The sequence below is a fragment of the Hydrocarboniclastica marina genome (genome assembly GCF_004851605.1).
Lineage (GTDB): Bacteria > Pseudomonadota > Gammaproteobacteria > Pseudomonadales > Oleiphilaceae > Hydrocarboniclastica > Hydrocarboniclastica marina.
On the sequence record NZ_CP031093.1, the window covers coordinates 1,922,450 to 1,946,641 of the forward strand.

Below are 24,192 nucleotides of genomic sequence, written 5' to 3' on the forward strand. Positions count from 1 at the left end.
ACCACGCGTGAGGTTCATCAGGCCGGGCCGGAAAATCTCCGAAGAGGGACGCGTTGAGGTGCGCAATGCGCACCACTCGCGCTAATGCCTGAACGCCACAGATGATCAGCTCGATTTTGCAGTACTGGCCATCGTCCTCGCCTGTTGCTGCCAGTTCTCAAGATTTTTCGCGGAGGCGACCTTAGACAGCGTCTCCTGTTCGGTTGCGCTGGGATTTGCAATCTGATCGATACGCGTGATCCCGCCAGCTTCGAGTTTGCGCTCGATAGCGGGACCGATCCCTTTTATCTGGCCCAGTTCGCTACTGGCGCTTCGGCCCGAACCGCTTGACCTGGGCTTTGCGGCTGCGCTCGTGCTGCGAGTCGCTGTCGTCTGGCTTTTTGCTCCGCTGGAGCTGGCTGGCGCAGCCGTGCCCGACTTTCGCGGAGAACCGGAACTGCTTGCGGAACCGGACTGGGCGACGGAGGTACGGGCCGATGCCGAACGTGATGGGGCAGTACTCGAAGTCGTACCTGTCGATTTCGCTGCCGCCGTCTTACGCCCACTCGTTGTGGCCGTCGCCCGGCTCGCGGTCGAGGAGGCCGGCGCCTTGGCCGTGGATGAGCGTGACGTTCCAGCCGGCTGGTCAGTTGCCACTTTTCTGGCAGACTTAGCCGCTTTGGAAGCTTTTTTCTCGGTGCTGGCCTTTACAGATTCTGCTTTTTTCTTTGCTTTCTTGGGCGCCTTGTCAGCCGTACGGGAACCTTTTTTTACCAGCTCCTTCTTGGCTTGATCCAGAGATTTTCCTTTGATCCCCAAACGCTTGAGCAACATATCCTGCGTATCGTGAAGCTCGGTCATCCGACGTTCGAACTCGTCATGGAAGCGCTTCATCTCGCGCTCGCGGATCTTCTCCAGATCTGCGATAAGCTTTTTTACCGGCTGCTGGATCTGAGTCTGCAACCCATCAATCTGTCGTAGCGCTTCGCTGATCAGCGTTTCGATCTGTGCAGAGGTCTTCTCGAGCTCTTTATTGATTTTTTTCCGAATCTTGCTGCTGCTCGACTTGTCTTTACTCGCCATCCAAAATCTCCCTTTAACGGTCGGAACCTGCTGCAATCATAAACGATTCACTCAGCTCATGCTCTAGCAGCTCTTAGCGCAGGTGGCGTGCCGGGGCTACGCCTGCTTTTGCGTCTGCCCTTGAGCGCAACTTTGCGTTCGAGCAGGGCGCGTATTCGCGCGATATCCGCTGTAGCGGAATCATCCATATCGCCTTTGAATTCAACAGCATAAAAGAAATTACTGCAGTACTTCCTCACGCCTGCAATGCGACCAGTGAGGAGGGGTGTGGAAGCGCTTTCCAAGGGCATGTTCAAAGACAGCGACAACCGGATCTCATCCCCGAACACAAAAGCTTCATCGGTTTTGATCACACAGCCGCAGTCGTCGAGCTGGTATACCGCCGCTAATATCTGCTCGCGGCGAAGAAGCCCACGCTTCATGTTGAACGAGGCAAAGAGATCGGGTAGCGGTTGCTTTGTATTAAAGTCAGCACTGAACATATGAGACTGACGTCTCCTGCAATTAGTCGAGACCCGCTGCGGGTAACCAGCGAATGCAAGGGCCTCTCAATCCGGTCAGCCGTAATGCACTGCGCGTGGGACCCAGGTACCGCGTCGGGACCACGGGATGCCAAGAGCCCAGGATCTGGCTGTAAACCGGAACCGGTAGCCGGCCATTGGACCGGCCTGATTAGTTCAACTCTAGTCACAAGCTCTTCGAATTGCAATTCGATCAACGACCTGCAAGGCATACCTCAGCAGAGGCTGCGGCATTAGCTCTGCGGGCGTAAAACCAGAAGTCGCACCGAATCATCCCGTCGGTTCGCGGCGCCACTGCAGCTGATACAGGTCCAGGCGGCGATCCTTGCCATTCGTTACCGAACCTTCGTTGCGAATCAACTTCAGCTTATCCAGGTCGAGGTCTGAAAACATTATCATTTCGGTATTTGGCGTTGACTCGGACATCACCGCATCGTGGGGAAAGGCGAAGTCCGACGGCGAGAAAACGGCGGATTGCGCGTACTGGACGTCCAGGTTCTGAACCTTGGGCAAGTTACCGACGCTGCCGGTGATTACCACGTAACACTCATTTTCGATAGCCCGCGCCTGGGCGCAGTTTCGAACGCGGAGGTAACCATTCTTCGTGTCGACCCAGAATGGGACAAACAGGATGTCGACGCCCTGTTCGGCAACAAGACGCCCCAGCTCGGGGAACTCAATGTCATAGCAGATCATTATGGCGACCCGGCCAGCATCCGTGTCGAATACACGCATCTCCTGGCCGCCTTCTATGACCCAGTCCCTTCTTTCGTGAGGCGTTATGTGCAGCTTGCGCTGCTCTTCCACTCGTCCGTCCCGGTGACACAGGTAGGAAACGTTATAGATACGTTCCCCTTCCTGCACGGGCATGGAGCCGGTAATGATATTGATGTTGTAGCTCACGGCCATCTGTTGCATTTCTTCCCGGAACCTCGACGTGAAACCGGCCAGGAAACGTATCGCCTGAGTCTGGTCGCCCTGGTCCGTCAGGCCCATCAGGGGCGCATTGAAGAACTCTGGAAATACGGCAAAGTCACTCTTGTAGTCCGACAGGGCGTCGACAAAGTATTCGACCTGGGTCAGAACTTCATCCACGGAATGAAATTCGCGCATCTGCCACTGGACCGCGCCTAGTCGTACCTGGGACTTGCGGAAGTCCGAGATATCGCTGGGAGGCGCATACATAATGTTATTCCACTCGAGTAGAGTGGCGTAACCCTTTGATTTTTCGTCTTCCGGCAAGTACCGGTGCAGGAGGCGTTTTACTTGGAAGTCGTTGGACAGCTGGAAGCTCAGTATCGGGTCGTAAATTTCCTTTCGGTCGACCCGCTCAATGTACTCCTCAGGCCGCATATCATCTGCGTGTGCCGCAAAATTGGGAATGCGACCACCAGCAAGAATACCGCGGAGGTTGAGATTACGGGTGACGTCCTTCCGCGCATCGTACAGACGGCGTCCCAGCCGGAAGCCGCGGTAATCCGGGTCAATAAACACGTCCAGCCCATAGAGCGCGTCGCCCTTGGGGTTATGCCAGATTTTCTGGTTGCGCAGAATCAGGTCATCATAAGTGTGCGGGTTGCTGAAACGGTCGTAGCGAACCCGGACAGTCAGGGCGACCGCGACCAGTTTGCCATTGTCCTCAATGACCAGCTGGCCGTCCGGAAACTCACGCACCAGGTGTTTTATCGTCTCCCTTGGCCATGAGCCACCGATATCGTTGTAGACCCGGTCCATCAGCACCTTGAGTTGCTCGTAATCGTTCAGTTCCAGGTGCCTGAGATTCAAGTGCAGTTCATCGGGTGGCATAAACTCAGTGACTCCATAGTTGGGTTACGTCGGGGCAACGCGCTGACTGCGGGGAGAAGCGTCGGCGGTTACCTCCAGCCGGCCATCATAACAGACCGCCGATATGCTGGACCCGGAGTCGGCATTTCCATCCCGTTACCTGAACGCTTGAAACGCTGGCAGGGCCTGCTGAGACGGACCGGTGACCGTAGCCTGCAGCAGGGCGCCGTAAACGGTCCCCAAAAAATATGTGGCTTACAGGATCCAAAACCGATGCGAGGCCCAGGAAAAAACTGGATGGAACATTACCGGTCAAATTAACGGGACGTTGGAGCGGTTGCAAACTGCTGCAAAAATAACGCTAGTGTTGGTGCAGGCGGCGCGGTCGACGGCTAAAATGGGCGGTGGCAACAGGACGGGCCTGAAACATCGCTTGGTGCATCAGTATCAGTGCTTATGGCTCGGTGTGCGCTTGCGATAGGCCGTGAAAAAACGCGACTCATCGAGACGGCGGTAGCCGGTTCTCATTTATGCCACAGCCCAAACAACAGCGCGGGTGAAACAGGACTCGGGACGATGATGTGCAGAACGTAACGGGAGATGACCGGCTCTACAGGCTCTTTTTCGAAACCTCGAGCGATGCTTTTTTTGTAATGCCTACCAGTGAATCGGGTGAGGCTCAGCCATTCATAGAAGTGAACCGGCGCGCCTGCGAAATGCTCGGTTATAGCTACGCCCAGCTCAAGGCGTTGACCCTGCGCGATATCGACCAGGAAATATCCTCTGCAGGCTGGCGGCGAGCCAGACAACAGGTCCGGCGTGAGGGCCATGACAGGTTTTATCGAAAACATACCCGTCGGGACGGCTCGAAGGTGCCGGTAGAAGTCAGTGTCCAGATGTTTCACCACAATGAGCACAGATATATTCTGGCTGTCGCCCGCGACATAAGTGACCGGCTGGCTGCCGAAGAGACGCTGAAAAACAGTCGCCAGGATCTGGAAGCGCTGGTGGATACCGGGCTAGGCTTTTCAGCCCTGGTTTCGCCCGACACAACCATTCTGCGCATCAACTCCGTTGGCGCAAGGCGTTTGGGATCAACCCCCGAAAAGCTCCGGGGTAAGCGTATTATCGACATGAGCCCCAGCGACATAGCAGAGCGCCGTCAGCAGGTCGCGAGAGAAGTCGTCAGGCAGCGCAGGAGCTTGACCCTGGTCGACAACCGGGACGGTATGTGGCTGGAAAATACAATCAGCCCCATCATTGATGAAACCGATTCCGTAACCAGGTTCGCAATCTTTTCCGAAGACGTGACCGTCTCTTACCTTACCCGGCGATTCAACACGCTCTTTAACAGGCTCGACCGGGAAGTGCTGGACGGGGTGCCCATGGGGGAGCTGATTGGGTATGCCTGCGAATTTCTTGTTGAGTCATTTGCAAGCCCGCTGATCTGCTTTACTGAGAGCGTCGGCACACCTGTTGAGAAGAGAGTGTGCCGGGGCGCCTGGTGCAACGACAGCGACTCTCCCCAGATTCATCCGCACCTGCTTGAGAGAGTGCTGAGCGAGCCCGACAGCGTAGTGCATGTCTTCCACGCGACCGATCATCCCGGCTTGCGCCTTATCCCGACAGTGGATCACGCCGAAGCAGCTGCCATCTGCGTTCTGAACGTCGAGTTGCCCATGGGTCACAGAGCTATTCTGGCTGTTGCATCTTTGTACGAGCGTATGTTCGAACATGCTGAGATTCTGGCTCTTCTTGACCACGCGGCCAGTCGTTTCCGGGTTGCTTTTGGGCTGGTAGCGGATCGCCGGGAATTGAGCCTGGTGCGCCAGGCTCTGGAAAAGGCTCACGGTGCCGTGATGATCACCGATGGTAACGCGAAAGTACTCTGGACCAATGAGGCGTTCAGCCGGCAGAGTGGCTACGCACTGGGCGAGATCGAGTATGCCTGGCGGCTCACGACTTCAGCGGTTCGGTCGCAGGAGACCGCTGCGGATCACGTTGACCAACTGCCGTCGGAGCCCTTTCAGCATGTGATAGACACCGGCCTTGCTTGGTCCGGTGAAGCAGATATCAGACGCAGGGATGGCTCGACCTACACCGTACTGCAGTCAATTACACCCGTATTCTCAGCAGACGGCAGTAGTCTTCTGAATCTGATTGCAATACAGGAAGACATCTCCCGCCGTAAACGCGACGAAGCGCATATCCGTTATCTGGCAGAACATGACTCGCTGACAGGCCTGCACAATCGGGAGTACCTGCATCAGGTTCTGCACGAGTTATTGCTGGATCGCCGGCGTCCGGCGAGCGACATCGCGTTGCTTTACCTGGACATTGACCACTTCAAGCAGGTTAACGACCGCTACGGCCACTCTGTCGGTGATGCGTTACTCAAAGGGTTCTCCCAGCGCCTGCGGGCTGTCGTTCGCGAGGGAGATCTCGTCTGCCGCATAGGTGGGGATGAGTTCGTCCTGTTACTCAAGGCCATACAGAGGCCGGCGGAAGCTGAAGCAGTAGGGCTCAAGCTTCTGAGTAATCTCAAAGCGCCTATCGATTGTGACGGGGTGAAACTGAGAGCCCAGTCGAGTATCGGAGTAAGCATGGCGGCGACAGACGGCGCTACGCCCGACAGTCTCTTGCGTAATGCCGATGCTGCCATGTATGAGTCGAAGCGTCAGGGCCGCGGCCGTCTCTGCTTGTATTCAGGGGGATGTATAGAAGGATCGCCGGATAAGCGGGCGGGGGACACTAGTGACGAATAGCCGAAGCGACGAGTCCACGCTGCCCTTTCGACTGTTTTTCGACAGCTCGAACGATGCCATGTTCGTCATTCCGCTCGCTAGCGGCGGCGTCCCGCTGCCTTTTCTCGATGTAAATGCCCAGGCCAGCCATCTCACCGGCTACAGCCGCGAGGAGATGCTCACGCTAAGCCCCCTGGATATCGCAGAAAACGTCGATATGCAGCAGTGGCGCACTGTCATAGAGACGCTCCAACGGGTGGGAGAGGCCAGCCTGAAAGCCGCGCTTCGCAAGAAAAACGGTAAGGTTCTGCACCTCGAACTTTCGGTACGGCAAGTGCAATTGGATGGAACGGACCTTGCTATTGCGGTTGGGCGAGACATTTCGGGCAGGGTAGAGTCCGAATACGCCTTGCGCGAGACGGAGCGCGATCTTACGGCGCTTATAAATGCTCATCCAGAGTCGGTCATCCTCACCACCTTTGACAGTACCGTTGTACGCTGCAACCGCAGCGCAGCGGAGCGCTTTGGCATGACGCCCGACCAATTGCAGGGGCAGCGCCTGATAGACCTCAGCTCAGCGCAGAACGAGCCTGGTCGACGTGAAGTCATGCGACAGATCAGCAGTAGCAACCAACCCATCCGTTTTCAGGATTTCCGGGACGGCATGCGTCTCGACAATACGGTCACGCCGATCGGCAACTCAGCTGGCAGGGCCCGGGTAGCGATTTTCTCCCGCGACGTCTCTGCCCAGTATGTGCGTGTGGAGGTTGAGAATCTATTAGGCGATATCGACCGGCGTATTCTCAAGGGTAGCGATATCGATAGCGCGGCACGCCATGCCTGTGATCGACTGGCCCACGTGTTCAACAGCCCCTGGGTTACGCTTCAGAGCATCAGCGGCACACCGCTCAAATCCAGGCACTTTGGCGGGGTTCTCGGGGAGTCCGTCGACCTTGAGGAGTGCCTCCCGAAACGGGATATGACGAACTGGAGCGATGCCGAGGAAAACCTGCGGATAATCGAACTGGATAGCTTGCCGGCGCATTTGGGCCAGATATTTCGCAGCCACAACTGCGAGCAGTTGGCGGAAGTGCCGATAGCCTTCAGCAAGTCTCAGTCAGCAGCACTCGTGATTGCGTTGCACGCGAAAAGTAGTTTTCGCGGTAGCGATGTTCTCGATCTGCTGGACCATGTCGCCAGCAGGCTTCGCGTGGCCTGGGGCAAGACGCGCGAACTGGGCAAGCTGAGCCTGCTGCGTCAGGCATTGGAGCATTCCAGCACTGCCGTCGTGCTCGCGACACTGCGTGGGCGGATAGTATGGTGCAATCGCGCTATCAGTGATTCAGTAGGGACCAGCCAGGAAAACCTGCTGGGTCGCCAGACTCGCGAGTTTCTGGTCGACACTGCCGAGAGTACCCTGGTAGAGATGGACCGGACGTTACGCGAAGGGAAAACCTGGACAGGTGAGTGCGACATGCGGCGTGCGGATGGCAGCACGTTTACGGCCCTGCAGTCGGTATCTCCGGTTTATGAAGAGGGCGCAGGCACACCGAGCCACGTCATCATCATTCAGGAAGACATTACGGATCATAAGCAGAGTCAGGCGCGCATACGCTACCTGGCCGAACACGACGCGTTAACGGGCCTGAAAAACCGGGCCGCGCTGATGTCCCAGATAGTCTCGATCCTGGCGGACGGCCGTCGGAGCACAGGCCAGCTGGCCTTGCTCTACCTCGATATAGACCGCTTTAAGGCGGTCAATGATACACATGGTCATGGCGTTGGAGATCAGCTGCTGGTGGAGTTTGCCGCGCGATTACGGCAATTGGTGCGCGAGGATGACATTGTTGCCCGCCTGGGTGGAGACGAGTTTGTGATCGTGCTGAGAAAAGTGGACTCAGCGGAAAAGGCCGGCCACATAGCGCAGAAACTGTTGGACCGGGCCGCTGAGCCCATATGCTGTGACGGCCTTGAACTCAAGGTTGGAACGAGTATCGGTATCGTTTTGTTGGCCGACCTGTCCGGTAGCAAAGGCCCGCTTGAGGCCACGGATCTACTGCGGGCCGGTGACCATGCCATGTACCAGGCCAAGCAGAGCGGCCGTAACCGTTATGTCTTTGCCAACAGAGAACACATTGCCGCGCTGCGTTAAACGCCTTGGTGGCGCTTTACTCCGGCACTGCTTGTACTTGCCAGCGCGGGTTTTCGAATGCGGGCGAGAAGTGCTCGCGCCATTCGTCACCGTCTGCCTCCACGAGCATCACGGCCATGTCCAGCTTTCGGGAGACCTCCAGGGCTGCTTTCGTGCCCAGACACAGAAGAGCAGTAGACCAGGCGTCCGCGATCGTTGGGTCCGGATGAATAACGGTTACGGACAGCAGGTCATGTGTTACGGGTGAACCTGTGCGCGCGTCCAGAATGTGGCTATAGCGCTTACCCGCTTCATCGTAGTAGTGCCTGTAGGTCCCGCTGGTCACTACAGACAGGGCTCCGCCCGGCTCGATCTCAACGATTTTTTGTATCGCCCGTTCTCCGGCCAGGGGTCTTTCGATGGCCACTCGCCAGTCTTCGCCTCCGGGTTTGCCGCCCTTTACCAACAGTTCGCCGCCGACTTCAACCAGATAGTTCGTGATACCGAGGTCCTCAAGGGCGGCTGCCAGCAGAGCAGTTGAGTATCCCTGGGCGATAGATGACACATCGATTCCAATGTCGGCTTCAGCCTTAGCGAGCAGCGTCGGGCCGGCGATGGTTAGCCTGTCCATGCCGATTCGCCGACGCGTTTCCTCGACAGCACTTGCTGAGGGCACCCTAAAGGTGCCGTCGAAGCCCCACAGGGTAAACAAGGGTCGGATCGTCAGGTCATAACACCCGTGGGATTGCGCGCTCACAGTCTTGGCGATACGAACCAGATCGACCAGCGAAGCTGGAACAACTTGCGCCTCTGTGACCCGGGAGTTGTTGAAATCCACGATGTCCGAGTCGTCCCGATAGGTTGAAAGCTCAACGTCGATTTTCTCGAGTACTTGCTCGGCGTGGGCTTCCACCGTTTCCGCGGGAACTGAATCCGCGGTCCAGTAACTGATGTTGTAGGTGGTGCCCTGGGCAAAGCCTGTGATGGTCAAAAGCTGAGGCTCGTCTGAGCATCCCGAGAGGGCGAGCAAGCTGCAGATCCCGATAGCGAGCCCAACAGCGAGCCGAGAAGAAAGGCCGGACAAAATCACAGTAGGGCTCCAGTTTCGACCTGTAACTGCTGTATTGCCGTGTTTTTAGTGGAATTACTGGTCGGGCAATAGCGAATCCAGCAAAGGCAATATGAAAATATAGTAATAGAAACCATAAACATATGTTTACTCTGAAAAAATCTGCGGTATTTTTTAAGGGTGGTAACGTGAAATCGTCATTAAAAGCGTGTTATAAAGGGGCCGTTGGCGAAAGAGTAGTCAGGGCCAGGGAGCACTTCCGGCCCGGGCGTTGAGCTCCCGAGGCAAGCTTAGCATTTAGTGCGGCCGCTTCGGTAAGCCGAGTCGGGATCAATCCGCGGCAACTGACGCAGCGGATAATGCCTGACGGTCTGCAGCAACGCATGAGTTGTATCTCGTCCACCCATACATTCAGAGATAATTATGGATACAACAACTACTGACAAGACGCAGCGGATGCGACCCGGTTTACCTGAAGAACTTTCAATCGTGTACACCGAAGAAACAGAACTCCACTGGCAGCGGATTATCAGTGCCATTCTTATCGTTTTGGCCGTGCTGACGGTTCTCGGCTGGATATTGATGAATACAGTATCCGCAGAGAAGGCTGCTCAGGTTATTACTGCAGAGCCCGATGTCCTCAATTCGATCGTCGAGGAATCCACGCAAACTCTGCCAGCTACCGAGCTGAAAGCGCCTGTCAAAGATCTTGAGAGCACCATTCCGGCACTGCCTCAGTTCGAAAAACAGGCCGAGGAAACCAGCATCCCGCAGTCTGCGCTACCGAACGTCGTACAGGATATGCTGCCGTTGTACGCCCATATGCCCAAAAAGCCTTTGCAGACTCCGGCACCACCACTCGTGCAGGACGGTTTTGTCCAACGTGAAGCTTCTGACTCAACTCAGCTGACCCTTGATCCGAACTATGTCGGAACGCTTCAGCTGACCAGTAATCTGTCGAACAAAAATCCTACAGACCTGCTGGGCGGCGAGATTAACATGGACGGCCAGCAGCTGATTAAGCTTTATGCGTATTCAGAGCTCACCAATCTGAAAGGCGAGCGCGTATTCCACGAATGGTATAAAGGCTCAAAGCGTATGGCGCGCATTCCTGTCGGGGTATACCTGGACAATATGCGGGCATCTTCCAGCAAATATATTGACCCTACGATGGCGGGGGACTGGCACCTGAAAATCGTACGCCACAATGGCGAACAATTGGGTCGCATGGATTTCCGGGTTAACGCGGACTCGTAGTAGTGCGTCTCTTCGCGGGTGCCTGGGCAGTGGGCAGGCAGGAACTGTGAAGAGCAGGAGCAGAGAAAGGAGCCGATCTGGCTCCTTTTTTTCGTCTGACCAGGTCGCCCTATTACTCAACCTGGGGTCTCGGCCGGTCGCCAGATCAGCCGCCGCGCGTAACCTCAAGGAAATCGGCTCCGTACTTTTCCAGCTTACGCTCGCCTACACCATTGATAGTCTGGAGATCATCCAGCGTTTGCGGCGCGCCGCGCAGTATCTCCAGCAGCGTTGCATCGTGGAAGATCACGTAGGGCGGGACGCCTTGCTCGTCGGCCAGACGCTTGCGACAGGCTCTCAGTGCTTCCCACTGCATCATCTCAGCCGGCGACAGGTCCAGAATTTCTTTCTTGCTGCTGGAGCCCCTGGATGACCTGGACGCTTTTGCGGGGGCATCTTCGGCGAGCTCGATATGTTGTTCGCCTTTCAGGATGGGGCGGCAAGCTTCAGTTAGCCGCAAGCCGCCGAACCCCTCCAGGTCCACCTCCAGGAGGCCTTTCGCCACCAGTTGCCGAAAAATGGCCCGCCACTGCTGGGCAGAAGTTTCAGCGCCTATCCCAAAGGTGCTCACCTGGTCATGCCCGAACTGCTTTATTTTTTCGCCCTGGCTGCCCCGCAGTACATCGATCAGGTGGTTAACGCCAAAACGCTGACCTGTCCGATAGACACAGGAAAGCGCCTTTTGAACTTCCGTCGTGGCATCGCGGGTTTTGACAGGTGTCAGGCAGGTATCGCAATTACCGCACGGTGGCGTCCCTGTCTCACCGAAATAGCGCAAAAGCGCCTGTCGCCGGCAGCTGACCATTTCGCAAAGCCCCAGCATGGCTTCCAGCCGGGCACGCTCCACGCGCTTGAAGTCCTCATGGCCGGGAGAGCCCTCTAACATCTGTCTGAGGGTAATGACATCCTGCAGGCCGTAAGCCATCCAGGCAGTTGCAGGCAGCCCGTCACGACCTGCCCGGCCAGTCTCCTGATAGTAGGCCTCGACACTTTTCGGGAGGTCAAGGTGGGCTACGAATCGTACGTCTGGTTTGTCGATGCCCATACCAAACGCAATGGTAGCGACGATGATGATCCCTTCCTCCCGCAGGAATCGCCGCTGGTGCAAAGCCCGCATCTCAGCGGAAAGCCCGGCATGATAGGGCAGCGCGGTCAGGCCCTGGGTGGTCAACCAATCCGCTGTCTGCTCAACCTTTTTACGCGACAGGCAATAGACGATGCCGGCATCGCCCATGTGTTCGGCCCGAAGAAAGCTCAGCAGTTGCTGCCGCACCTGGGTTTTCGGGGTTATGCGGTACTGGATGTTGGGTCGGTCGAAGCCGGCCACGAAATGGCGGGCCTGTTCCAGTTCGAGCCGCACTGCTATTTCCCGCCGGGTCCGTTCATCAGCGGTAGCCGTCAATGCAATTCGCGGTACGTGAGGAAAACGCTCATGCAGGAGGTTTAGCTGTAGGTAGTCGGAGCGAAAATCATGCCCCCACTGGGAGACGCAATGGGCTTCGTCGATCGCAAACAGAGCCAGGGGCGCGCGGGCCAGCAGATCAAGCATGCGCGGCTGAATCAGGCGTTCCGGGGCGACATAGAGCAGGTCCAGTTCACCACTCAATAGCGCCTGTTCAGTGCTCCACGCCTCCGGAGCTTCAAGGGTGGAGTTAAGAAGCGCGGCTCTGACACCTAACTGACAGAGCGCATCGACCTGGTCCTGCATCAAAGCAATCAACGGCGAGACGATGATGCCAACCCCCGGCCGCGCCATGGCTGGCACCTGGTAGCACAGCGACTTGCCGCCCCCGGTCGGCATCAGCACCAGGGCATCGCGACCAGCCATGACTTCATCAATTATCTCTTTCTGGGAGCCCCTGAACGTCTTGTAGCCGAAGGTCTCTTCGAGAATACGTTGGGGTGACCGTACTTGCGGCGCAGGCGTTAACGGCCGCGCGCCTGGCGAAGCCTCGTCGTGAAAAGGCTGGTCCTGAAAAGGCCTCTCTGGCGAGGGCGGTATCGATGAGGTCATAGGCGGGAGGTACCGTATTTGTCGCGCCGCCGAAGCGGCGGCTATAGATCGGTTGAGGCATCCGAGAGACAGTAGGATAGGGAAACGCTGGCCCCGGGGCAACGCAACTCTGTCAGCATTTCCTACGCGGCTCAGCTGTACTGGGCCGGAGACCGCCAACGCCGACGGCCAGGATCCTGAACGCTGCATGAACGGCGGGTTACAGGGCCACCCGAAAACGCACGGCGGGTGGTCCGGGCGAAGATTTCTCATGTAGAGTCAGGGGGTAGCAACAGCCGCGCAAAGCGCCCTAACGCAAGGAGATCACGGATGACGACACAGATACAGGTTGTTTTCTACAGCATGTATGGGCACATACACACCTTGGCAGAGGCTATTGCCCGTGGGGCGCGCAGCGTGCCGGACACCGACGTGAAAGTGATGCAGGTGCCGGAATTGCTTCCCGACGATGTCGCCGAAAAAAGCGGCGCCAAAAAAGCTCGGGAAGCGTTCTCCGAAATTCCCGTGGCCCGCCCGGAGGACCTGCTCGACGCAGACGGGATACTCTTCGGTACGCCGACCCGCTACGGCAATATGGCTGCCCAGATGCGCAACTTTCTCGACCAGACCGGGGGTATGTGGGCAAAGGGTGCTTTCAACGGGAAGGTAGGCGGCGCCTTTACCAGCACCGCGTCCCAGCACGGGGGCCAGGAAACCACACTGACAAGTTTTCATACAACCCTGTTTCACCTGGGCATGGTGGTGGTTGGGGTGCCTTACGCTGAGCAGCGCCTTACCTCGATAGACGAAGTAAGCGGCGGCACGCCCTATGGCGCGAGCACCATAGCCGGCGGTGACGGCTCTCGACAGCCCTCTGAGAATGAGCTGGCCATAGCTGAGTATCAGGGCAAGCATCTGGCCGAAGTCACCCGCGCGCTCAAGCTCGGCCGTGCGCAGTAAGCCAGCAGTGAGCCATAGTAGGCCTCGGGGCAACTCGGCAGTGCTGACACCCAAACTGATACGTTGAGGAGGTCCAGGGATGGACGATAAGGTTTTTCTGATAACCGGCGCGTCAAGCGGCATTGGCGCAGCAACTGCAAGGGCCGCGGCAAAGGCCGGATACCGCGTTGTTCTGGCTGCCCGCACGGAACAGAAGCTTGAATCGCTTGTGGCCGAACTCGGGGGTGAGGACAGGGCGCTCGCAGTCGGCTGCGATGTTCAGAAGAATGAAGATCAGGCCGCGCTGGTGCAAAGAGCGCTCGACCGTTTTGGCCGAATTGACGTCGCTTTCGCAAACGCCGGGCGTGGCGGAGAGCCGGGCGGGTTCAGCAGCGCTGATTCTGATGTCTGGCGGGACATGATTCTCACCAATATCTACGGTGTCGGCCTTACGTTACAGCACTGCCTGCCTGCTCTGCGCAAGAGTCGCGGCCACGTGCTGCTAACAGGCTCTGCCGCAGGCAGGGCCACGATTCCAGGCTCCATGTACAGCGCTACCAAGTGGGCCGTCACCGCGATCGGATATGGCGTGCGCGAAGAGCTGCGAGGCAGCGGCGTGCGCGTCACGCTAATAGAGCCAGGAATGGTCGACACCGCTTTCTTCGACCAGACACCCCATAACGCCATGGTTCCTGACGACATTGCGCGCGCTGTGATGTACGCCGTGAGTCAGCCCCGGCACGTGGATGTCAACGAGATCCTCGTGCGGCCTACACCTGAAACAGATTCCTGAAAAACGTTCTGGAATGAGTCTTTGATAAACGAAAGCCGAAACGGGGGGACAGGACACCTCCCAAGCCTACCCGGTAAGGAGTAAATTATGCTTACGGTCAATGCTGATGTTGTCTGCCGCCTGATCGAACTGTCGCAGATTTTTCATGGGCAGGAAGGCCTGGTCGTGCCAGACGAAATGGACAATGCTGCGCTGAAAGACAGCGTCTCGATAGCAGATAGCCCGGCTGATGATGCGCCTAGGCAAATGATGGCCAGCCATGGTGATGAAACAGCGCTCGAGGAATTCAGGACCATCATCAACGGCATGGACCCTGACCAACAGCAGGAAATTGTCGCGCTGCTGTGGCTCGGCCGGGAAGATTATGCGTTTGGTGAGTGGGAGGCTATTGTCGAGCAGGCGCGGGACCAGTGGACGCCAGATACTGCCGAATATTTGATTGACCATCCGCTTTTGGCAGCCTATCTGCAGGACGGCCTGGAACTGCACGGGTATGACTGCAGTGATGCCAAGAGATCGCTTTGATCTGAGCGATACCGCCCATAGCTGGAAAAGGGCCCAAAGGTTAGCTGGATTGGGTCGAAACGAGCAATAAGGCGCTGTTGGGCCAGGGCAAGCGCGTATCTCAACCATAACCTCGGAGCCAACGGGCGGGCTGAATAGCTGAAGCGGCCAGCGCCAGGTCTTCAGTTATCAGCCAGGATGAGAGCCACCTACATAAGCTTCATGCCGCGCAACCCGAATCTTGTGATGCGTCGCGGTGTTGTTCAGACGTGCGAAGCCCGCTTTGCCCCGGCCAGAATTTCCACCGACGCACTTCGTCGGATAGCCCTTTCATTCCCATCCTGACTGTAACGCCGAAAAAATTTAGCACCCCGGATAATGGACTGTGAAGGACTTTTAACTTAGCCTCTTCCCGCAGAGTCTTTCTGCACCGCATTTCTTAACGTTCTCCCAAACCGTGGCCCATCATGGAACAATTCGACGCTATCCGGCCTTATCGTGATGACGAGGTAGCCGGTGTTATTCAGCAGTTACTAGTGGATCAGGAATTCCTGAACCTTGCGAGCAGCCGCCAGGTACCGCGTCTGGCACGTTTTGCGCCCGCGGTTGCCCGCGCCCTGGTCAGCTACTGGCTCAAACGCAAGTACGGGGCCATAAATTCCATTGCGTCGTTACAATCAGAGTTGGCGCAGTTCGTTGAGCAGTTGATACAGGTTTCCACTAGCAGGGTGACCCAATCCGGCCTGGAAAAACTCGATCCGACCAAGGCCTATCTTTTTCTCTCCAACCACCGCGACATTGTGTTTGACCCGATGATCGTCAATTACCTGTTGTTTCAGCAGGGCATGGAAACCGCCCGGATCGCGATCGGCGACAATCTATTGCAGAATCATGTGTTTGCCGAGCTTATGCGTTTGAATAAAAGCTTTCTCGTCCGACGCAATATGACCAGCGCGCGGGAAATGCGTGACGCTTTCTTTACGCTTTCATCCTTTATCAGCCATTGTATCGAGAACCGGCACAGCGTATGGATAGCCCAGCGGGAAGGGCGGGCCAAATCGGGGCTGGACCACACTGATCCGGCCATTATCAAGATGTTCTACATGAGCCGTAAGAAAGAGCCGGTTCCCTTCAGTGAGGCGATGAATCAGCTCAGTATTGTACCGGTCTCCATCAGCTATGAGCTGGATCCCTGCGATGGCGCCAAAGCCCGCGAGCTTGAAATACGCGAGCGAACGGGGCAATACACCAAAGCGCCCGATGAAGACACCCAGCAGATTCTGTTGGGGCTTTCAGGGCAAAAAGGCCATGTTCATGTGCATTTTGGGGAGGTAATAACCGATGCGCCGGATCAGCCGGTAGCGCTGGCTGGACAGATAGACCGGGAGATAAACGGCAACTATATGCTCCACGCCACCAACTGGGCGGCTTACCGCTTGCTCAACTCAGCAACCAGCGCTGTTCCGGAGACCATGCCGATACCTTTGCCAACTGCTGAACGCCTCAATCGCGCCACGGAACTTCTCGAACAGCGATTCGCCGCCTACGACCCGAACCTCCGGCCATATTTGCTGACAATGTATGCCAATCCCGTGGCGCAGGCACTGGCGCATTATGCAGAGCATCGCTCGGCGTGAGCGGGCCGGTGCAGGTCTTCCATTACAGGCTTGTAGGTTTGAACCGGACTTTCAGGTCTTAACTTAAAAAACGCTAACTCCACGGATTTTCTAACAAATCTATACTGCTTCTTCAAACAAGTGATGGGTTTTACTGGCACTGCCACGGAAGTGATCTGTGGCGCTGGTTCGACCCGAGCCAGCTGCTGGGACTGACAGCCGGCAGCCAAGCAGGGAGAGCAGGCGTAATGAAGAAGAACGTATTTGTACCAGCACTGACTGATTTGCAGCGCGAAGAGCTCGAGACCGTGCACGGCATTGGCGATGTTGCCTTCCACGGTCTACTTGAGGTTGAGCGGCTGGTCGATCAGCCAGAGACACTGGACTTCGACACCGTCCTTGCAGATGCACGCCGCGAACTCAAGGCGTTTGATGGCAGCATTGACGGGATCATCGCTCACTGGGATTTTCCAACCAGTGTTCTCGTGCCAATGTTGTGCAAGGACTACGGAATACCCTCGCCCTCACTCGAAAGCGTTCTCAAGTGCGAACACAAGTACTGGAGCCGGGTCGAGCAGGAGAAAAGCGTCCCCGAGTTTATTCCCCGGTTCAGCAGTTTCGATCCATTTGATGACGATGCGCTTTCCAAAATAGAACTGGAGTTTCCGTTCTGGGTTAAACCCGTCAAAGCCTTCGCTTCCCAATTGGGCTTCATGATTGAAAACGAAGAGCAGTTCAGGGAAGCAATAAAAGAAACCCGGGAGAAAATCGGCCAGTTCGGCGATCCCTTCGAGCAGGCAATGGCCCATGCCGACGTTCCCGCGGAAATCACAGCCTTGGGAGGCAGCGCTTGCATTGCTGAAGAAATAATCGCCGGTATCCAGTCCGCGCCCGAAGGCACTGTATTTGACGGTAAATTCAACGTACACGGGACACTTGATATGCTCCCGGACGATGTGGGCAAGAGCTTCGGGCGACTGGTGTATCCTTCAACGCTGCCTGAAAAGGTGCAGGCACGCATGCACGATTGCTGCGAGCGCTTCCTGAAACATATCGGGTTTGACGACGGCTGCTTCAACGCCGAGTTCATGTGGGACGAAGCCAGGGACAAGCTCTGGCTGATTGAAGTGAACACCCGCATCTCCCAATCCCACAGCGAAATGTTCATCAAGGTCGACGGCGAGTCCAATCACCGGGTTGCTATCGACGTGGCCTTGGGGATTCCGCCCGACATGCCCCGCGGTAAGGGCGGGTTCAAAGTGGCGGCGAAGTGCCAGATCAACTACTACGGTCAGGATGCGATCGCGAAACGCGTGCCCACGGAGGCCGAACTTTCGGCACTGGAACGTCGTTTCCCCCGGTCAGCGTTTGTTATCGAGCTAGAGGAGGGCATGCGGCTCAGTGACCTGCCGAACCAGAACACCCGGGCGTTTCACCTGGGCGATATCTATATCGGTGCCCAGAGTCATGAAGAGTTGGTACAGAACTTCAACAACTGTATGGCCAGCCTGAGTTTTGACCTTGAGCCGGTTAAACACGAAGATTGAAGAGAGGATAAATTTCCCGAGCAATAGCCCTGGAGGCGCAGTGAAGACGATCACCTCATTCCCTTACGAAGTGCGGGAGATAGAAAACGTCTTTATTCCCACACGGGACGGTACCCGACTGGCGGCGCGTATCTGGCTGCCAGTTGCGGCCGAGCAGGACCCGCTACCCGCAATTCTTGAATATATTCCCTACCGCAAGCGAGACCTGAGCCGCGGGCGCGATGACAACAATCACGCCTATATGGCGGGGCACGGTTATGTCTGCGTCCGGGTGGACATGCGTGGCAGCGGGGACTCAGACGGCGTGCTGGTCGATGAGTACGCGCCGACAGAGCAACAGGACGCCGTCGATGTGATCGCCTGGCTGGCCGGGCAGAGCTGGTGCAACGGCAAAGTCGGAATGATGGGGATCTCCTGGGGTGGTTTCAACAGCCTTCAGGTTGCGGCCCAACGCCCACCAGCTCTGAAGGCCATCATCAGCGCCTGTTCGAGCGACGACCTCTACTCCGACAACATGCACTACATGGGTGGCTGCCTGCTGGGCGACAACCTGTCGGAGGCTACAGTCATGTTTGCTTTCAACAGCCTGCCGCCAGACCCACGCATAGTAGGGGACCGCTGGCGCGAAATGTGGAAAGAGCGTCTGGAAGGCAGCGGGCTCTGGCTGGAGAAGTGGCTCCGACACCAGCGCCGCAGCGATTACTGGAAGAAAAGCTCTATTTGCGAGAACTACCAGGCTATTCAGTGTCCGGTGTACGCAATAGGCGGCTGGGCTGACGGGTTTACCAACGCCGTTTTCCGACTAATGGAGCACCTTGAGGTTCCGCGCAAAGGGCTGATCGGTCCATGGGGTCACAAATACCCCCATCATGGTATACCGGGTCCCGACATTGGGTTTCTGCAGGAAGCCTTACGCTGGTGGGATTATTGGCTCAAAGACAAAGAAACCGGGATTATGGATGAGCCGATGTTGCGTGCGTGGATGCAGGACAGTATAAGTCCCAACGCGTCTTACGAAGAACGGCCCGGACGATGGGTGGCGGAGGACTACTGGCCCCCCTCCGACATCAGGCTGGAACGCTTCCCGCTGGGACGCTATTACATCGTCACCGATGAGAAAGAGAAGCTTGATCATCATGCCCTGACGTTGCAGAGCCCCCTGAGTGTGGGCATGCATGCAGGCAAGTGGTGCTCCTACGCCGCTACGCCGGATTTGCCGGGCGACCAGCGCGAGGAAGATGGCGGCGCGCTTGTTTTTGAAACCCGGCCACTGGCCGAAACCGTAGAGCTTTTAGGCAGCACACGTCTTGAACTGAACGTGATGTCGGACAAACCGCTGGGGATGATTGCTGCGCGGCTATCCGATGTGGCCGAGGATGGGCAGGTCACACGGGTAAGCTATGGGCTGCTCAATCTGGCCCACCGAAACAGCGACGAACACCCGGAACCCATGGAGCCCGGGCGCAGTTACAAAGTCTGCCTGCATCTTAACGGGATTGCTCAGCAATTCCCCGCAGGCCATCGTATCCGCATCTCACTGTCGACTACTTATTGGCCTTTAGCCTGGGCTCCGCCTGAGCCTTTCACGCTAACCGTGATGACGGGCGACAGCAGCGTCATCCTGCCAATACGCACGCCCAAGGATCGCGATGACCACCTGACACCCTTTGACGAGCCCGAACAGGCGCCGGATCTTCCCATCAAATTGCTCGAGCCAAGCGTGCACAATTGGCGAATGATCAGAGATCTGGCCAGCAACGAGTCTACGCTGGAAGTCATTAACGACCAGGGGCGCTTTCGGATTGAGGAAACCGGTACTGAAATTGCCCGCAAGACGCTTGAATGGTATAGCTCCCAGGGGCACGATTTTACTTCGCTCAGAGGGGAGACCTATACCGAGCGGGGCTTTCGTCGGGATGACTGGGACGTGGAAGTGATAACACGCACCGTGCTGACCTCCACGGAGACCGATTTTCACGTTCATGCCCAGTTGGATGCGTTCGAGTCAGATGAGCGGATTTATTCGCAGAACTGGACGTACGCTATACCTCGGGACCATGTTTAGCGGTTGGAGGTCCAGACGGGGCCGGGCTACAGCACAGACCCGACCGCGTCTGGGGACAGCATGAACTATTTGGCTCACCTCTACCTGGCCCAGCCAAACGTTGAGTCCCGCGTGGGAAACCTGCTGGGTGATTTTGCCCGGGGAGTGGATGTCAGCACTCTGCCACAAGGAATTCGGGCCGGGCTCTACAACCATCGCGCAGTGGATGCGTTCACCGATAGACATCCATCTGTTTCCGGGGCCAGGACGCTGTTTTCGAGGCAGCGCCGAAGGTTTGCAGGCGTTGCGCTGGATGTACTCTTTGATCATTTCCTTATCCGCCATTGGGCATCTTTTTCCACGGCAGATTATCCGGCTTATGTCGCTGAGCTCTATGACGACCTGAACAAAGGGCATGCGTTAATGCCAGTCCAGATGAGCCTCACCGTAAACCGGCTGACACAGCACGACTGGCTGAACGCTTACGCCTCTCTTGACCAGATCGGCAGGGCCTTGGACCGGATTGCGGCACGGGTTCGTTTTGATAACCGGTTCGGCGGAATCATTGAAGAGATTCGCACTCATGAGACAGCGCTGGAGCGTATTTTCCTTGAGTTTTTCCCTGTGCTTACCGAGCACGTCCAGCGCCAGAGGCTGGAGGCGCCTGGCAGCGCCCTGCAGCCCGGATAAACTCAAGAGTTATGCTGGATAGACAACAATCCGTAGCGCTCAGCTTCAATTTCCGTTTGAGTCCGAAAGCCGAGGCGGCGCATAACGGGCAGGGGAGGACACCAACCTTGCACCGCATGCTGAAGCAGAAACGTGCTCACAATGACCGGAAGCGTCAGAAAACGACGGTTGACCGTTAGCCCCAGGCCCAACCCCACCAGGCTCAGTACGGAAGCGTTTGCTTCAAGCATTCGCTCTATGTCCCACTCGGCATCGAGTTCATAAAGCCGGGCAGGAATTTCCTCTGGGTAGTTCTGGAAATAACTGAGCGAACGCGTTGTTTGTTCATTAATGCGCTGGTTTGAGAGGTCAGACGTATTCAATGTGACCCGGTGCGCCGTGCTGGGTAGTCGCATGTTTTCCCTCCTTTGATGCGTCCCTTGGATGGCTCATCGGAGGATTTGCAAATGCCGAGCCAACACCAGAGCGCAGGCAATGCTCCCAGTGCTTCGATGAAGCGGCCGCCTGGGCGAGGTCTACCGATGGAGCGACGGTACTTCGCCGGGTAACGACTTGATCGATGGACCTTTCCAGTGCAGATATGACGAAACGTTTTGTCATTTTTACAAGGGCATGCTCCGGCAGGGACTGCCGAAACATGCCAGCCAGCCAGACCAAAAGCGGGTCCGTAAAGCGGTGCCTGTTACCCGTTTGAGCCGTCTTGCCGGGTCTTGTCCACGTCGAAACTCACACCAATTCGCTCGGCCTCTTCAGCGATACGGCGCCGGCGTTCCTGGGGATCGTCATAAAGCGAACCGACCAGTTCCGCCTGCAATTGCTGGGCGCGCCCGGGACTCAGATCCCGGCTATAGACGCGTACCGGAATGTCCCGCAGCAACTGCCGCGCAAGCGCATCCCGCTCGGCCTCTGGCCCATTAGCCTGGTTTTTCCAGATTTCCAGCTGCTTGGAGAAACGCAGGTGGTTGACCAAACGAGTGAGTTCGCGCTCCTTGTCCGGACTTGCCTCAGCCACCTGATTCAGAACCCGCCATTCAATGCGGGATACGAATTCCGGGCGCTCCCGGATCGGGCCGGAAAGTTGGCCAACGTCCAATTGGGATGCGGCCGCCGTGTTCGCTTCGATCTGCTGGGCTGCGATTTCTTCCGGGCTGTCAGGCACCCGAACCTCAGCCAGGTCAGTCGAGGGACCGTCAGTTGGTTTTGAGTCCGTCGTGAATTCCGCCGTGTCGGGAGCCGTGCTGTCGCTCATAAACCAGATTCCGGCGACGGCTATTACCAGCACCACCAAAAGGCCCAACGACCAGGGCCTCATGTAAGCGTTTTTATTTGTTGATGTAGTCATAACACTGAACCTTTCGCTTCTAACGCCAAAGCCCCTTCACTCCACAGACAGGAGAGAAGGGGCATACGTTTAGATCTGAACTTTAAGCTCTAAACCAAACTCTGCCTTTACCAACGGAAGGGCGCCGGTGGTTCGACATTGAAGTCGTAGACCTGACCTGGGCCAGACATCAGCGTCGTAAACAGACCGGTGAACAGCCCACAGCCTTCCAGTTCGGGGAATGAGGTTTCGCCGCTGAAACTCAGGCCGCCGTTACCCAGTTTCGAAACGGGGCCATCGAATACAATGGGGAAGGCCACCGACTCAGCGGTTTTACAACCAAAAGGAATCTGAAGGAAACCAAAGCCCGCTGATTTAACCTCGATAGAGGTATAGGCATTACCATCGATGTGCAGTTGCCCATCCCCATCAAGACTAATGCTTCCGGTCGTTGGCTCAGCCGATTTCACCGACAATTTGACATCCAGCGGCAGTAGGATGTTCAGGCGCTGCACAAACTCGGGCACTTCGAGCATGCCTTCAAGTGACTGGGCGGTAATATCTGCATCAGCAGTCAGCGTTGAAGTTGCCGGTAGCGTTACTGTCTGGTCCAGCTTGTTCAATAGGATAGCGGCGTCGAGTTTCCACTCATCCAGAGTGACAACAAAGTTCCCGCCGCCGGGGTTTGCTGTGGACTGTGGTTCGGGCTTGAGGGTCAAACAACTGTTAGGCGCCCGCTCTCCGGCAACGCGGTCTCCGATCCAGGAGAGCACGTGCGGGGCTGCCTGAAACTGCGTAACGATGTGCTCGCTTGGGAATACATCGAACGCGACTTTGGTGAATTTTCCACAGTACTGACGTTTCAGGTCCGCGTGCTGGCCGATCGGAATGATTTCGTCTGCCTGCCCATGGTACTGGTAGAGCGGCACAGGAATCTTCTTGCTGCCAAGATTCTGAGCATTGACCGTTTCGCTCACTGAAGGGATGGCGAGGAGTTCCGGCAATGTGCGGTTATTTACCGTGTAGGTAGCGATACTTTCGTTCATCACCGTGAAGAGTGACTCAAACACGCACTCTGTCTTGGCCTCAGCGATCAGCGCCTTGCCCTGGCTGTTGGCCAGTTCGTCAACGGGAAGGTCGTCCGGATACTGCTCGCCCAGGCCAACGATTGCCTGGACCAAAAAGGAGGCCCCAACACTCTTCTCAAGATAATTGGCTACAGTCGGGAAATCGCCCGGGGTGCCGCCGGCCGCGATACCAACCAGGTTCAGCCCTGGAGCGTACTCACCTTTGAGCTCACCTGCCCACGCGGCTGTCTGGCCACCCTGGGAATATCCCCAGATAGCTGCTTTTGCCGACGACGATATACCCGCGCCCGGTATCTGAGAGGCCGCCCGGAAGATATCAAGCATCGCTTGACCCTGTGCCTTCCCCGCGAGGTAAGTCGGGACGTCGCCGTTGGTATAGCCGGGATTATCGCTTACCAGAACCGCGTAGCCTGCCTCAAGGGCCGCACGAATGTTGTCTGCCTCATAATCGGTCCCGTTTGCGAGTTGCAGCGAGGGCGCACAGCCCTGGGCCAAGCCATGGGTGCCTACTGCGTAGCCAAGGGTGGGGCGCTCGCCGCCGCCATTCCAGGCGGTCGTCGGAACGATAACCGTACCAGTGACCACGTTCGCTGCGTCTAGCGAATCAGTCGACCGGTACATGACATTCCACGCCTGGACATCCGGCGTATCCTGGCCAAGTTGCACGGTGGCCTGGCGATATTGCAACAAATCGCCTTTCGTCGCGCCGGCAACCGGCAGTGAGTCATAGAACGCCATGCCGTTGGGACCGAGAACAGGTGCCGCGTTAGCGGTCATTGCCGGGATGGCCAAGCTGATCGCGAGCCCTAAAAGTGTAGATTTGCGTATATGTGAAGAGATCATGGTTTTCCTCTGCCTATGAGTCGTTATTGTTATGGACGAGCGATGAGTCGCCATACCGTGGGCCAACAACTGCCAACACAGGCCTGCAATTTAGCGTTACGGCTCAGCCCGCGCAGGACGCAAAGGGACATTCATCGGTTAAAAACGGCCAGTACCCGTTAGGTTGAACGCTCCCGACTCGCCAACATACTGAAACAACGACAAAA

Annotated in this window: 18 protein-coding genes; 10 read left to right on the forward strand and 8 right to left on the reverse strand. The window is 56.8% G+C overall.

Annotated elements, in window-relative coordinates:
• Window positions 1–105 precede the first annotated feature (105 nt).
• From soil367_RS08615 to soil367_RS08625, 3 genes are all read right to left on the reverse strand, one after another.
• Complete coding sequence (locus soil367_RS08615; RefSeq protein WP_136548710.1) at window positions 106–1,062, reverse strand: NADH-quinone oxidoreductase subunit E; 957 nt, start codon at window positions 1,060–1,062, stop codon at window positions 106–108.
• A 56-nt stretch (window positions 1,063–1,118) separates the two neighbouring features.
• Entirely contained in the window at window positions 1,119–1,544 is a 426-nt protein-coding gene (locus soil367_RS08620; RefSeq protein WP_136548711.1) for a hypothetical protein, read from the reverse strand.
• A gap of 309 nt (window positions 1,545–1,853) precedes the next feature.
• Window positions 1,854–3,389, reverse strand: coding sequence for a bifunctional GNAT family N-acetyltransferase/carbon-nitrogen hydrolase family protein (locus soil367_RS08625; protein WP_136548712.1), 1,536 nt, complete (start codon window positions 3,387–3,389; stop codon window positions 1,854–1,856).
• 560 nt (window positions 3,390–3,949) lie between these two features.
• Between soil367_RS08625 and soil367_RS08630 the strand changes: the two genes are divergently transcribed.
• Both soil367_RS08630 and soil367_RS08635 read left to right on the forward strand, forming a co-directional pair.
• Window positions 3,950–6,133 carry a sensor domain-containing protein gene (locus soil367_RS08630; RefSeq protein WP_136548713.1) on the forward strand — a complete coding sequence of 728 codons (2,184 nt, stop codon included), beginning with the start codon at window positions 3,950–3,952 and terminating at the stop codon, window positions 6,131–6,133.
• Window positions 6,123–8,264 (forward strand): sensor domain-containing protein, encoded by a 2,142-nt coding sequence (locus soil367_RS08635; RefSeq protein WP_136548714.1) that lies wholly within the window; start codon window positions 6,123–6,125, stop codon window positions 8,262–8,264. Before soil367_RS08630 ends, soil367_RS08635 begins: the two co-directional genes overlap by 11 nt.
• Before the next feature lie 16 nt (window positions 8,265–8,280).
• Here the strand turns inward: soil367_RS08635 and soil367_RS08640 are convergent, their stop codons facing one another.
• A complete protein-coding gene (locus tag soil367_RS08640; protein WP_172962305.1) occupies window positions 8,281–9,234 on the reverse strand; it encodes an FAD:protein FMN transferase in 954 nt (317 codons plus the stop codon).
• Window positions 9,235–9,735: 501 nt separating this feature from the next.
• Here soil367_RS08640 and soil367_RS08645 point away from each other — a divergent pair.
• Window positions 9,736–10,569, forward strand: a complete 834-nt coding sequence (locus soil367_RS08645; protein ID WP_136548716.1) for a DUF2914 domain-containing protein — start codon at window positions 9,736–9,738, stop codon at window positions 10,567–10,569.
• A 145-nt stretch (window positions 10,570–10,714) separates the two neighbouring features.
• Here soil367_RS08645 and recQ read toward each other — a convergent pair whose 3' ends face one another.
• Window positions 10,715–12,622, reverse strand: a complete 1,908-nt coding sequence (gene recQ, locus soil367_RS08650; protein WP_136548717.1) for a DNA helicase RecQ — start codon at window positions 12,620–12,622, stop codon at window positions 10,715–10,717.
• A gap of 309 nt (window positions 12,623–12,931) precedes the next feature.
• Here recQ and wrbA point away from each other — a divergent pair, with 309 nt between their 5' ends.
• The 7 genes from wrbA (at window position 12,932) to soil367_RS08685 (ending at window position 20,734) form a co-directional block, all read left to right on the forward strand.
• Window positions 12,932–13,561 (forward strand): NAD(P)H:quinone oxidoreductase, encoded by a 630-nt coding sequence (gene wrbA, locus soil367_RS08655; RefSeq protein ID WP_136548718.1) that lies wholly within the window; start codon window positions 12,932–12,934, stop codon window positions 13,559–13,561.
• Between the two features lie 79 nt (window positions 13,562–13,640).
• Complete coding sequence (locus soil367_RS08660; RefSeq protein ID WP_136548719.1) at window positions 13,641–14,333, forward strand: SDR family oxidoreductase; 693 nt, start codon at window positions 13,641–13,643, stop codon at window positions 14,331–14,333.
• A gap of 87 nt (window positions 14,334–14,420) precedes the next feature.
• Window positions 14,421–14,858: a DUF3775 domain-containing protein gene (locus soil367_RS08665; protein ID WP_136548720.1), complete on the forward strand. Its 438-nt coding sequence runs from the start codon at window positions 14,421–14,423 to the stop codon at window positions 14,856–14,858.
• A gap of 446 nt (window positions 14,859–15,304) precedes the next feature.
• Window positions 15,305–16,474, forward strand: coding sequence for a 1-acyl-sn-glycerol-3-phosphate acyltransferase (locus soil367_RS08670; protein WP_136548721.1), 1,170 nt, complete (start codon window positions 15,305–15,307; stop codon window positions 16,472–16,474).
• A 227-nt stretch (window positions 16,475–16,701) separates the two neighbouring features.
• On the forward strand, window positions 16,702–18,000 hold the full coding sequence (locus soil367_RS08675; protein ID WP_136548722.1) for an ATP-grasp domain-containing protein: 1,299 nt from the start codon (window positions 16,702–16,704) through the stop codon (window positions 17,998–18,000).
• A gap of 40 nt (window positions 18,001–18,040) precedes the next feature.
• Window positions 18,041–20,065, forward strand: a complete 2,025-nt coding sequence (locus soil367_RS08680) for a CocE/NonD family hydrolase (RefSeq protein WP_136548723.1) — start codon at window positions 18,041–18,043, stop codon at window positions 20,063–20,065.
• A gap of 60 nt (window positions 20,066–20,125) precedes the next feature.
• The gene (locus soil367_RS08685) at window positions 20,126–20,734 is read left to right on the forward strand and encodes an acyl carrier protein phosphodiesterase (protein ID WP_136548724.1); all 609 of its coding nucleotides are present in this window, start codon (window positions 20,126–20,128) and stop codon (window positions 20,732–20,734) included.
• A gap of 2 nt (window positions 20,735–20,736) precedes the next feature.
• Here the strand turns inward: soil367_RS08685 and soil367_RS08690 are convergent, their stop codons facing one another.
• The 3 genes from soil367_RS08690 to soil367_RS08700 form a co-directional block, all read right to left on the reverse strand.
• A complete protein-coding gene (locus soil367_RS08690; RefSeq protein ID WP_136548725.1) occupies window positions 20,737–21,129 on the reverse strand; it encodes a hypothetical protein in 393 nt (130 codons plus the stop codon).
• A gap of 287 nt (window positions 21,130–21,416) precedes the next feature.
• The gene (locus tag soil367_RS08695) at window positions 21,417–22,076 is read right to left on the reverse strand and encodes a hypothetical protein (RefSeq protein WP_136548726.1); all 660 of its coding nucleotides are present in this window, start codon (window positions 22,074–22,076) and stop codon (window positions 21,417–21,419) included.
• Window positions 22,077–22,183: 107 nt separating this feature from the next.
• Window positions 22,184–23,986 carry a lipase family protein gene (locus tag soil367_RS08700; protein ID WP_136548727.1) on the reverse strand — a complete coding sequence of 601 codons (1,803 nt, stop codon included), beginning with the start codon at window positions 23,984–23,986 and terminating at the stop codon, window positions 22,184–22,186.
• Between the last annotated feature and the right edge of the window lie 206 nt (window positions 23,987–24,192).

Coding starts and splice junctions, on each gene's coding strand:
- soil367_RS08700 (WP_136548727.1), bottom strand. CDS start 23,986: ATGATCTCTTCACATATACGCAAATCTACACTTTTAGGGCTCGCGATC.
- soil367_RS08660 (WP_136548719.1), top strand. CDS start 13,641: ATGGACGATAAGGTTTTTCTGATAACCGGCGCGTCAAGCGGCATTGGC.
- soil367_RS08685 (WP_136548724.1), top strand. CDS start 20,126: ATGAACTATTTGGCTCACCTCTACCTGGCCCAGCCAAACGTTGAGTCC.
- soil367_RS08675 (WP_136548722.1), top strand. CDS start 16,702: ATGAAGAAGAACGTATTTGTACCAGCACTGACTGATTTGCAGCGCGAA.
- soil367_RS08670 (WP_136548721.1), top strand. CDS start 15,305: ATGGAACAATTCGACGCTATCCGGCCTTATCGTGATGACGAGGTAGCC.
- recQ (WP_136548717.1), bottom strand. CDS start 12,622: ATGACCTCATCGATACCGCCCTCGCCAGAGAGGCCTTTTCAGGACCAG.
- soil367_RS08625 (WP_136548712.1), bottom strand. CDS start 3,389: ATGCCACCCGATGAACTGCACTTGAATCTCAGGCACCTGGAACTGAAC.
- soil367_RS08645 (WP_136548716.1), top strand. CDS start 9,736: ATGGATACAACAACTACTGACAAGACGCAGCGGATGCGACCCGGTTTA.
- soil367_RS08665 (WP_136548720.1), top strand. CDS start 14,421: ATGCTTACGGTCAATGCTGATGTTGTCTGCCGCCTGATCGAACTGTCG.
- wrbA (WP_136548718.1), top strand. CDS start 12,932: ATGACGACACAGATACAGGTTGTTTTCTACAGCATGTATGGGCACATA.
- soil367_RS08690 (WP_136548725.1), bottom strand. CDS start 21,129: ATGCGACTACCCAGCACGGCGCACCGGGTCACATTGAATACGTCTGAC.
- soil367_RS08695 (WP_136548726.1), bottom strand. CDS start 22,076: ATGACTACATCAACAAATAAAAACGCTTACATGAGGCCCTGGTCGTTG.
- soil367_RS08620 (WP_136548711.1), bottom strand. CDS start 1,544: ATGTTCAGTGCTGACTTTAATACAAAGCAACCGCTACCCGATCTCTTT.
- soil367_RS08615 (WP_136548710.1), bottom strand. CDS start 1,062: ATGGCGAGTAAAGACAAGTCGAGCAGCAGCAAGATTCGGAAAAAAATC.